This window comes from Pseudomonas sp. Ag1, from assembly GCF_000278565.1.
Taxonomy (GTDB): domain Bacteria; phylum Pseudomonadota; class Gammaproteobacteria; order Pseudomonadales; family Pseudomonadaceae; genus Aquipseudomonas.
Map to the genome: position 1 here is coordinate 21,024 of NZ_AKVH01000059.1, position 9,340 is coordinate 30,363.

Sequence of the window (9,340 nt, forward strand, 5' to 3'; positions counted from 1 at the left end):
AGAGCGGGTTTGTCAGCAGGCTCGCGATCACTCCCACGCTGATCGTTCCCACGCTCTGCGTGGGAATGCCGCCTCGGACGCTCCGCGTCCCGCTGGCAATGCACAATGGAAGCCTTGCGCAGTGGTGACGCGGAGCGTCACGGTATGCATTCCCACGCGGAGCGTGGGAACGATCGGTCGCCCGGTTTATCAGTAGCGAATCATCACCGACTTGAGCTCGGTGTAATCCTCGATGAACGCCCCGCCAAACTCCCGTCCCACCCCCGAAGACTTGTTGCCGCCAAACGGCACCGCCGGGTCGAGCATCGTGTGCATGTTCACCCACACCGTCCCCGCGTTGATCGCCGGCACCATGCGCAGGGCCTTGCTCAGATCATTGGTCCAGAGACTGGCGCTCAGGCCGTAAGGCGTGTTGTTCATCAGTTCCAGCAGCTCATCCTCGGTGTCGTAGGGGAAAAACGTGGCGATCGGGCCGAAGGTCTCTTCGTTGAGCAGGGTGTCGTGGATCGTGTTGGCGAGAATCACGGTGGGCTCCACATAGCACCCCGGTCCGTCGATCAGCTTGCCGCCGTGGACAATCGTATTGTTCTCGGCCCGGGCCTTGGCGAAAAACCATTCGAGTTTCTGTTGGTGCTGGCGGTTGGTCACCGGGCCGAATTCGGTGCGCTCGTCCAGCGGCGAGCCGATGTTCAACCGGCCCAGGCGTTGCGCCAGTTTGTCCATGATCGGCTCGATCTGCGAGCGGTGGGCGAAGAAGCGTTCGGCGGCCGCGCAGATTTGCCCGGAGTGCAGGAAGCCGGCTTCGATGATGCCGTTGACCGCTTTGTCGAGGTCCACATCCCGCAGGAACCCGGCGGAGTTTTTGCCGCCCAGTTCCAGGGTCGCCCGGGTCAACCCGGCGCCCATGGCACTGCGGCCCACGGCGATGCCGGTGGGCACCGAGCCGGTAAACGAGACCTTGTCGGTGCCCGGGTGCTCCACCAGGCCTTTGCCCACGTGGCCGCCACCGGTCAACACGTTCAGCACGCCCGCCGGCAGGCCGGCGTCGATGGCCAGTTCGGCGATGCGCAGGATGGTCAGCGGGGTGAACTCGCTGGGCTTGATGATGATACTGCAGCCGGTCACCAGCGCCGAGGCGAGTTTCCAGATGGCGATCATGGTCGAGAAATTCCACGGCACGATGCCCACCACCACGCCCACCGGTTCGCGCAGGGTAAACGCGGTGTAGCGTTCGCCGGCGAAGGAGGGCAGTGACGGGGTAAGGGTCTGGCCGCTGATCTTGGTGGCCCAGCCGGCGTAGTAACGCAGGAAGTGCGCCGCCTGATCGACCTCGAAGGCCCGGGAAATCTGGATGATCTTGCCCGACTGGCAGGTTTCGATCTGCGCCAGTGCTTCGCGATGTTGCTCCAGCAGGTCGGCGAGTTTCAGCAGCACATTGCCGCGAATGGCTGGGGCGACCTGGGACCATTGCCGGAAGCCACGCCGGGACGATTCCACCGCTGTGTCGATATCGGCCAGGTCCGCATCGGCAACCTGGGCGATCACCTCGCCGGTGGCCGGGTTGATCACTTCCAGAGCCTGGCCGGAATGGCTTTGGACGTACCCGCCGTCGATAAACAAGGCATGGCTTCGACGGAGGAAGGCCTGGACTTCAGGCAGCAGCGCAATATCGCTCATGGGATTTTCCTGCTCGCAAAAGCCCGAGGGTAACCAGCGCCGCCGGGCCAGGCTTGTCTGTGCCTGCCGGGCGATATGTCTGTGGCTGCCAGGCCTGTGGAAAGTGCAATCTTGGCTGTGGAAGGTGCATTTTCCGGGGGTGTCGCCCGCTCCATACTGGCCCCACATCCAGCGCCGTTCGTTGAGTTTGAACGCCAGCCGGACATCCAATAATAAGCAGGGCCGTCCATGAAAAAGCCAAACCCGCTCCTCGAAGATCTCAAGGCGATTCTGCCGACCATCGCTGCCAACGCCTTCCAGGCCGAGCAGGACCGCAAGGTTCCTGACGAGAACATTGCGCTGCTCAAGAGCATCGGCATGCACCGTGCCTTTCAACCCAAACCCTTTGGCGGCATGGAAATCTCCCTGCCGCAGTTTGCCGACTGCATCGCGTTGCTGGCCGGCGCCTGTGCCAGCACCGCCTGGGCCATGAGCCTGTTGTGCACCCACAGCCATCAACTGGCGTTGTTTCCCGCCAAGTTGCAGCAGGAAGTCTGGGGCGATAACCCGAATGCCACCGCCAGCAGCAGCATCGCGCCGTTTGGCCGCACTGAAGAAGTTGAGGGCGGTGTGCTGTTCAGCGGTGAAATGGGCTGGAGCAGCGGTTGCGATCATGCCGAGTGGGCGATTGTCGGCTTCCGCCGTAAAAACGCCGAGGGCACCCAGGACTATTGCTTCGCGGTACTGCCGCGCAGCGACTATCAGATTCGCGATGACTGGTTCGCCGCCGGCATGAAAGGCAGCGGCACCAAGACCCTGATCATCGACAAGGTTCTGGTGCCAGAACACCGCATCCAGAAAGCCAAGGACATGATGGAAGGCAAGTCCGCCGGCTTCGGTCTGTACCCCGACAGCAAGATTTTCTACTCGCCGTACCGGCCGTATTTCGCCAGCGGTTTCTCCACCGTGAGCCTGGGCGTGGCCGAGCGCATGCTCGAAGTATTCCGCGAAAAAACCAGGACCCGCGTACGTGCCTACACCGGCGCGGCAGTGGGGGCGGCGACTCCGGCGTTGATGCGCCTGGCCGAGTCGACCCACCAGGTGGCCGCCGCCCGGGCGTTCCTGGAAAAGACCTGGCAGGAACACGCCGAACACAGCGAACAGCACCGTTACCCGAGCCGCGAGACCCTGGCGTTCTGGCGTACCAACCAGGCGTACGCCACCAAGATGTGCATCCAGGCGGTGGACCGCTTGTTCGAGGCCGCCGGTGGCAATGCGTGGTTCGAGCACAACGAGATGCAGCGTCTGTTCCGCGATTCCCATATGACCGGCGCCCATGCGTACACCGATTACGACGTGTGCGCGCAGATCCTGGGGCGTGAGCTGATGGGGCTCGAGCCTGATCCGAGCATGATTTGACGCCGACCCGGCCATCACAACCATCAGGACTGCGCGTTGATGCAGTCCGGGAGTCTTGCATGTCTGATAACAGTTTCGACCCACGGGCCTTTCGCCGGGCCCTGGGTAACTTTGCCACCGGTGTCACGGTGGTCACCGCCGCTGATGCCAGCGGGCGCAAAGTGGGTGTCACCGCCAACAGCTTCAACTCAGTGTCCCTGGACCCGCCGCTGGTGCTGTGGAGCATCGACAAACGCTCCAACAGCCACGAGGTGTTCGAGCAGGCCAGCCATTTTGCGGTCAACGTGCTGGCGGCCGACCAGATCCACCTGTCGAACAACTTCGCCCGGCCCAGGGACGATCGCTTTGCCGAAATCGAATTCGAGCCCGGAGAGGGCGGTTCGCCGGTCTTCGCTGATTGCTCGGCGCGGTTTCACTGCGAGAAGTACCAGCAGGTGGATGGTGGCGATCACTGGATCATGATTGGCAAGGTGGTGGCTTTCGATGATTTTGGTCGTGCGCCGTTGCTCTATCACCAGGGGGCGTATGCGCGGATCGAGGAGCGGCAACCGTAGGGCGAACACCTCTATCGAAGGCTGAAGCAGGTTCAATGTGGGAGCGGGCTTGCTCGCGAATGCGGAGTGCCAGCCAATACATCTGGCGACTGACACACCGCTTTCGCGAGCAAGCCCGCTCCCACATGTGATCTCGGTAGCTCATTGCATCTGTGTTAGAACGGCACGGCCACGGTGACCTGGCTATAGAGATTGGTGCCATTGCCACCCACCTGGTTGCCGCCGTTGCTCTCATCCTTGTTGGGCTTGTACAAACCCAGCAGTGGCGTGACGATCAGGTGTTCGTTCACCGCCCACTCCGCGTACAGGTCCAGTTCGCGCCCATCGAGGTTGAGCATGCCGCCCTTGCTCAAGGTCTTGTAGTCGAAGAACAGCGCGCCCAGGGTGACGCTGTCCAGCGGCTTGACCTTCAACGCCACATGCTGCACCTCAGTATTGGTATTGAACGGCCCCGAATAATTGCCGGCCACCTCGCCCTGCACCCAGGTGCCGTAGCCACGGTTGAAGCCCGAAAACATCGCATCCCAGTTTTTCGAATAGCGGCTGTAGCGGTAGGTCAGGTCCGGCGACCACGGCAGCGCGGCGAAGGTATAACCGCCTTCGGTGTACCAGGCCTTTTCCGGGCCGGCGTCCTTGTCCTGCCAGGCGTATTCAAAGGAAAAGTGCGCGTTCTCGATCCCGGCATTACCGGCGCCCCGCAGGCTGTAGATGTTCATCCCGGCGCGCTGTTTTTGCAGGTCATTGGCATAACGGTCGTCGACGCTGATGCCGTGGATATAGGTCAACCCCAGGGTGCCGGGCGCGGCGGTGTAGTCCAGGGTGCCGGCAGCCATTTCAGTGTTGGCCTGGGCGCGGTTGTCGGACTTGATCCACATTACGCTGCCATGCACGCCGTCCTTGCCACCCAGGCGTAGCACTGCGGTTTGATCGAAGGCATGCCGGGCGGCGATGTAGTAGGCGCCGCCCCGGTTGAACTTGCCGTCATCCACGCCCTTGCCGAAGTTCGGGCCGTCATCGTTGATGATGAAACCGTCGCCGAGCATGATGACCTGGCGGCCGAACGACAGGTCCACACCCTCCTTGCCCAGTGCCGGAAACAGTTCCCCCGAGCGCCAGCCGGCGAAGGCTTCGTCGAACTTGGTGGTGCGCTCGCTGCCGGTGGTCACGCCCGACGCATCGCCATCACCCCAGGTGCCCGAGCTGACCAGGTTGGCCGTGCCATACACGCTGCCCAGGGCGCCGAAGCGCTGGTCGACGCTCAAGCCATACTTGATAAAACCTTCACGCCAGGTGGAACCGCCGGTGGTGCCGTCGTAGTTCTTGCGGCTGTTGAACATCCCGTACACCGCCAGGAAGTTGCCGGTGACCTGAGTGTCGTCATCGGCATACAGCTCGAACGCCTGGGCCGATGAGTCGATGATCATCAGCGCGATGCCCAGGCTGATGGCCCTGTACAGGTGACGGGTTTGTTGTGTGTGCTGCATTGTTATAGTCCCCAACAAGGTGAATTGAGGGAGCATTAGGGCGAGCGCCACCGGGCCAAGTCTTTCCCCTGCGTGCCAGGAAATTGTCCCAGGCCGCCAGTGGCGCAGCAGTGGCAGGCAGCAACAAAACCGGCGGCAGCCAGGAGCAAGACGATCAGCCAGGGCGGGCGCAGAGTGCCAATACTTCTAAAAATCCGCTTCTTGAGGATCTGCACCATGTCGATCAACGACCGGCTCACCGAACATTTGAAACGCGGCACGGTGGGCTTTCCAACCGCGCTGGCGAGCACCATTGGCTTGATCATGGCCAGCCCGGTGATCCTCACCGCGACCATGGGGTTTGGCATCGGCGGCAGCGCCTTTGCGGTGGCGATGTTGATCGCGGTGGTGATGATGCTGGCCCAGGCGACCACCTTCGCCGAAGCCGCCTCGATCCTGCCCACCACCGGCTCGGTCTACGACTACATCAATTGCGGCATGGGCCGGTTCTTTGCGATCACCGGCACCTTGTCGGCGTACCTGATCGTGCATGTGTTTGCCGGCACCGCCGAAACCATCCTCTCCGGCGTGATGGCGCTGGTGAATTTCGAGCACCTCAACACCCTGGCGGAATCCGCCGGCGGTTCGTGGTTGCTGGGAGTGGGCTTCGTGATTGTGTTCGGGGTGCTCAATGCGTTTGGCGTCAGCGCGTTTGGCCGGGCCGAGATCATCCTCACTTTCGGCATGTGGACCACCTTGATGGTGTTTGGCGTGCTGGGCCTGATCGCAGCCCCGGCGGTGCAGCTGGACGGCTGGTTCGGTGAATCCCTGGTCGGTACCGACCTGATTACCATCCTGTCGCTGGTGGGCATGGCGATGTTCATGTTCGTCGGCTGCGAATTCGTCACGCCGCTGGCGCCGGACCTGCGCAACTCGGCCAAGGTGATGCCCAAGGCGATGGTGCTGGGGCTGCTGGGGGTGGCCACGTGCATGTTCATCTATGGCGCGGCCATGAAACGCCAGGTGGAAAACGTATTGATCGACGCGGCGGGCGGCGTGCACCTGCTGGATACGCCGATGGCCATCCCGAAATTCGCCGAGCAGGTGATGGGCAGCATCGGCCCGATGTGGCTGGGCATCGGCTTCCTGTTTGCCGGTGCTGCGACCATCAACACCTTGATGGCCGGTGTGCCACGGATCCTGTACGGCATGGCGGTCGACGGCGCGTTGCCCAAGGTCTTCACCTACCTGCACCCGCGCTTCAAGACACCGCTGCTGTGCATCCTGGTGGCGATGCTGATTCCGTGCCTGCACGCGCTGTACCTGGGCGGCAACACCGACAACATCATGCACCTGGTGCTGGCGGCCGTGTGTGCCTGGAGCTTTGCTTATCTGCTGGTGACGCTGTCGGTGGTGATCCTGCGGATTCGCCGTCCGGATCTGCCTCGCGCCTACCGTTCGCCGTTCTTTCCGCTGCCGCAGATTCTGTCGAGCATCGGCATCCTGCTGGGCATGTGGTTTATCACCCCGCCGGGCATGAACCCCGCCGACATCTACATTCCCTTTGGCGTAATGCTCGGGTGCACGGCGGCGTACGCGCTGTTCTGGACGCTGGTTGTGCAGAAGGTCAATCCATTCAAGCCCGCCTCGGTGGAAGAGGTGTTGGCCAAGGAGTTCGCCCATGAGCCGGGCCAGCCGCACAACGGGTATATCAGCCATGCTGCAAAAACTGTCTGAGCTGTTCAGCGCCCGGCGCGCGCCTGCCGGGTATCGACCCGGCGTCACGCTGGAACACCTGCGGCGTAACCTCGGCCTGGCCGGTTATGAGGTGTGTGGACCGACGACGGCCCGGGTTTCCCTGGACAATCTCGGGCTGCAACTGGAGATCGTCGAACGCACCGAGTCGCAGCTGTTGATGCACCTGGTGATGACCGAATTCGTACTGCGCATCCCTGCCTCGCAGCAGGGCACGGCGAGCTTCGAACTGCACCACACCGGGGCCGTTCGACGCACCGGAATCCGCTGTCGACAGCGGTCGGGCGACAAGGAGGTTTCAGGCATTTTGCACACACAATTGCAGGAGGGCAGCGCCTTGCATCGCGCCTTGATGCCGCTGGACTTCAAGCGCCTGCGCATCGACCTGGTGGATCACCAGTGGTGTGTGCGGCTTGAGCATATGGGCGGCAGCGAGGTGGTCAACCGCATGCCGGCGTTCCGTCGCTACATCGCCTTGAGCAGTGTTCAACGCGCCTGGCTGCTGGACGCCTTGAACGGTTTCCAGCGCGCCTTGCAGGCCCACTGACCGCAGTATTTGGCATCAATAGTGCAACCACCTTGGCAGACACGTACTTGTTGCGCGCATATAGATAACATGTTAACTATTGCCCGACAAAAACAAAAAGCCAAGGTGGAAACAACCATGAGCATGCAACAGATTGGGCAAGACGGGCTGGACCTCTGGACCCGGGATCTGCGCGCGGTTTGCGGTCACTTCGACACAGAACTGGCCTTCAACCGCTCGCTGTTCATCGGCAGCATCAACACCTTTTCCCGCGGCGGTTTGCCCCTGGCCAGCCTGCGCACCAACGCCGGCCTGATCAAGCGCCCCAAGGCCCGCGCCGACCACGATGACGACCAACACTGCTTCCTCGTCAGCCAGCGCAGCGGCTACTGCCAGATCACCCAAAACGGCCAGAGCTTCCAGCTTGCCCCCGGCGAACTGTTATTGATGGACTCGGTGGGCTCCATCGACATCACCCCGTTCGGGCTCATCGAACACGCGTCCCTGTCCTTGTCCCGCGCAGAGGTGTGCAAACAGTTCGGCAACCAGCCCAAGACCTTCGGCAAAATCTCCTCGAGCAAAGCCTGCGGGCGTATGTTGCATGTGTTGATGGATCAACTGTGCAAAGACGCACTGAACGGCGAAGGCGCGGTCGGGGAGGGGCAGGCATTGCAGTCGGCGTTTGTCTCGCTGCTGGGGTCGGCGTTTGAGCAGGAAGACGATGAGCGCGATGATTGTGGCGGGTTGCAGGGTAGCAATCTGCGCAGCTATGTGCAGAAGGTGATTGATGAGTCATTGACCCAGCCAGGGCTTAGCCCGGTGGGGTTGGCGAGTCGGTTGAATATCTCGGTGCGGCATTTGTACCGGTTGTTTGAGGAACAGGATGACAGCGTGTGCCGGTATATCCAGCGGGCGCGGTTGAAGCGCAGTGCGGATGATCTGACCAACCCGTTTTTGCGCAGTGAGTCGATTACGTCGATTGCGTATAAGTGGGGGTTTACGGATTCGGCGCACTTTAGTCGCTCGTTCAAGAAGCAGTTTGAAGTGTCGCCGAAGGATTTTCGGGCTGGGCGGTTGCAGCAGGTGGGGTGATAGCGCTATAGGGCCACTCATTTGTTTGCTCAGTCTATCCCCCTTCACGCATCCCTCCGCTTAGTGCTTTGTCGAGCTTTTCTATGACATGTTCAAGCCACAATCGTCCTGATGGCCACTCGTGGGGATAGTGGTAGTAACAGTACTGTTCATAAAGAAGGTTTTTTTGGAGGTCTATCTCTGTATTTTGATTGGCTAAGAGCTCAATGATTTCCTGCCTTACTTTGCATATTGCCTCGGGGTCTGACTCTTTTATAAACGAGTCAATGACCTCGTCTGCAGAGTCGTGGTCGTAGACCCAGTCCTGGTTGAAGTAGCCACCAAAAAACTGTTGCAACGCTGTTAGTGCAGTGCTCATGGTATTGGGTAGCCTGTCAGTATCAGATAGCCATCGGCCATTGTTCGATCTCTTTTTAAAACCAGTAATAACTTGTAGACCGGGATGGTCTGGCTTGAACCTCTTATGAGGCTTAATCCTACGGGTTTTTGATGTCTGTCTCGAATAATAAGTTTGTCAGTACTCCCGCTTAGGAATGTATGTATTTGTTGATTATGAGATGCCAAGCTCCTAGATACGACTGACTCGGCAGTCGTTAGATTCTGAAACGTGGATGCAGCTGGAATATTTGGCTCTGCTACAAGCCTTGAAGCTAGCTGCGCCGTTGTCTGACCGACGTGCCTTTCAATTAGATGACCCCCAGCTGCTTCATGCGCGGCTAATCCCCCTCCAGGGACTTTGCTAACTGCTGTGTTATTTGTTGAGCCCGGGCACTGCCCAGGTGTACAAACTAATCCCAACGGATCCACCCACCCCGTAGGGTTGGGCACGTACTGGTATCCGTTCAGCCCGCCCGCCAGCTTCACGGGATCGGGCG

The 9,340-nt window shown here is 60.7% G+C and carries 8 protein-coding genes and 1 pseudogene; 5 read left to right on the plus strand and 4 right to left on the minus strand.

Annotated elements, in window-relative coordinates:
* Window positions 1–189: 189 nt before the first annotated feature.
* On the minus strand, window positions 190–1,677 hold the full coding sequence (locus A462_RS29360) for an aldehyde dehydrogenase family protein (RefSeq protein ID WP_008431196.1): 1,488 nt from the start codon (window positions 1,675–1,677) through the stop codon (window positions 190–192).
* A gap of 228 nt (window positions 1,678–1,905) precedes the next feature.
* Here A462_RS29360 and A462_RS29355 point away from each other — a divergent pair, with 228 nt between their 5' ends.
* Window positions 1,906–3,075, plus strand: coding sequence for a p-hydroxyphenylacetate 3-hydroxylase oxygenase component (locus A462_RS29355; RefSeq protein WP_003219889.1), 1,170 nt, complete (start codon window positions 1,906–1,908; stop codon window positions 3,073–3,075).
* Between the two features lie 59 nt (window positions 3,076–3,134).
* Window positions 3,135–3,611 (plus strand): annotated as a pseudogene (locus A462_RS29350) (flavin reductase family protein); the annotation flags it as partial.
* A 173-nt stretch (window positions 3,612–3,784) separates the two neighbouring features.
* Here the strand turns inward: A462_RS29350 and A462_RS29345 are convergent.
* Window positions 3,785–5,113 carry a hypothetical protein gene (locus tag A462_RS29345; RefSeq protein ID WP_008431200.1) on the minus strand — a complete coding sequence of 443 codons (1,329 nt, stop codon included), beginning with the start codon at window positions 5,111–5,113 and terminating at the stop codon, window positions 3,785–3,787.
* A 216-nt stretch (window positions 5,114–5,329) separates the two neighbouring features.
* On the opposite strand from A462_RS29345, the gene A462_RS29335 reads away from it, so the two are divergent.
* From A462_RS29335 to feaR, 3 genes are all read left to right on the plus strand, one after another.
* The gene (locus A462_RS29335) at window positions 5,330–6,829 is read left to right on the plus strand and encodes an APC family permease (RefSeq protein WP_003219898.1); all 1,500 of its coding nucleotides are present in this window, start codon (window positions 5,330–5,332) and stop codon (window positions 6,827–6,829) included.
* Window positions 6,810–7,394, plus strand: a complete 585-nt coding sequence (locus A462_RS29330; protein ID WP_003219899.1) for a DUF3156 family protein — start codon at window positions 6,810–6,812, stop codon at window positions 7,392–7,394. The genes A462_RS29335 and A462_RS29330 overlap by 20 nt, the downstream gene beginning before the upstream one ends.
* Window positions 7,395–7,511: 117 nt before the next feature.
* Window positions 7,512–8,465 (plus strand): transcriptional regulator FeaR, encoded by a 954-nt coding sequence (feaR, locus tag A462_RS29325; RefSeq protein ID WP_008431205.1) that lies wholly within the window; start codon window positions 7,512–7,514, stop codon window positions 8,463–8,465.
* A gap of 34 nt (window positions 8,466–8,499) precedes the next feature.
* Here feaR and A462_RS29320 read toward each other — a convergent pair whose 3' ends face one another.
* Window positions 8,500–8,823 carry a contact-dependent growth inhibition system immunity protein gene (locus A462_RS29320; RefSeq protein WP_008431206.1) on the minus strand — a complete coding sequence of 108 codons (324 nt, stop codon included), beginning with the start codon at window positions 8,821–8,823 and terminating at the stop codon, window positions 8,500–8,502.
* On the minus strand, window positions 8,820–9,340 hold a 521-nt coding region (locus A462_RS34565), incomplete at its 5' end, for an RNase A-like domain-containing protein (RefSeq protein WP_008431207.1). The genes A462_RS29320 and A462_RS34565, both read right to left, overlap by 4 nt.

Excerpts from the sequence above, each read along its gene's own strand:
- A462_RS29330 (WP_003219899.1), top strand. The coding sequence starts at position 6,810 with ATGCTGCAAAAACTGTCTGAGCTGTTCAGCGCCCGGCGCGCGCCTGCC.
- A462_RS29320 (WP_008431206.1), bottom strand. The coding sequence starts at position 8,823 with ATGAGCACTGCACTAACAGCGTTGCAACAGTTTTTTGGTGGCTACTTC.
- A462_RS29360 (WP_008431196.1), bottom strand. The coding sequence starts at position 1,677 with ATGAGCGATATTGCGCTGCTGCCTGAAGTCCAGGCCTTCCTCCGTCGA.
- A462_RS29335 (WP_003219898.1), top strand. The coding sequence starts at position 5,330 with ATGTCGATCAACGACCGGCTCACCGAACATTTGAAACGCGGCACGGTG.
- A462_RS29345 (WP_008431200.1), bottom strand. The coding sequence starts at position 5,113 with ATGCAGCACACACAACAAACCCGTCACCTGTACAGGGCCATCAGCCTG.
- feaR (WP_008431205.1), top strand. The coding sequence starts at position 7,512 with ATGAGCATGCAACAGATTGGGCAAGACGGGCTGGACCTCTGGACCCGG.
- A462_RS29355 (WP_003219889.1), top strand. The coding sequence starts at position 1,906 with ATGAAAAAGCCAAACCCGCTCCTCGAAGATCTCAAGGCGATTCTGCCG.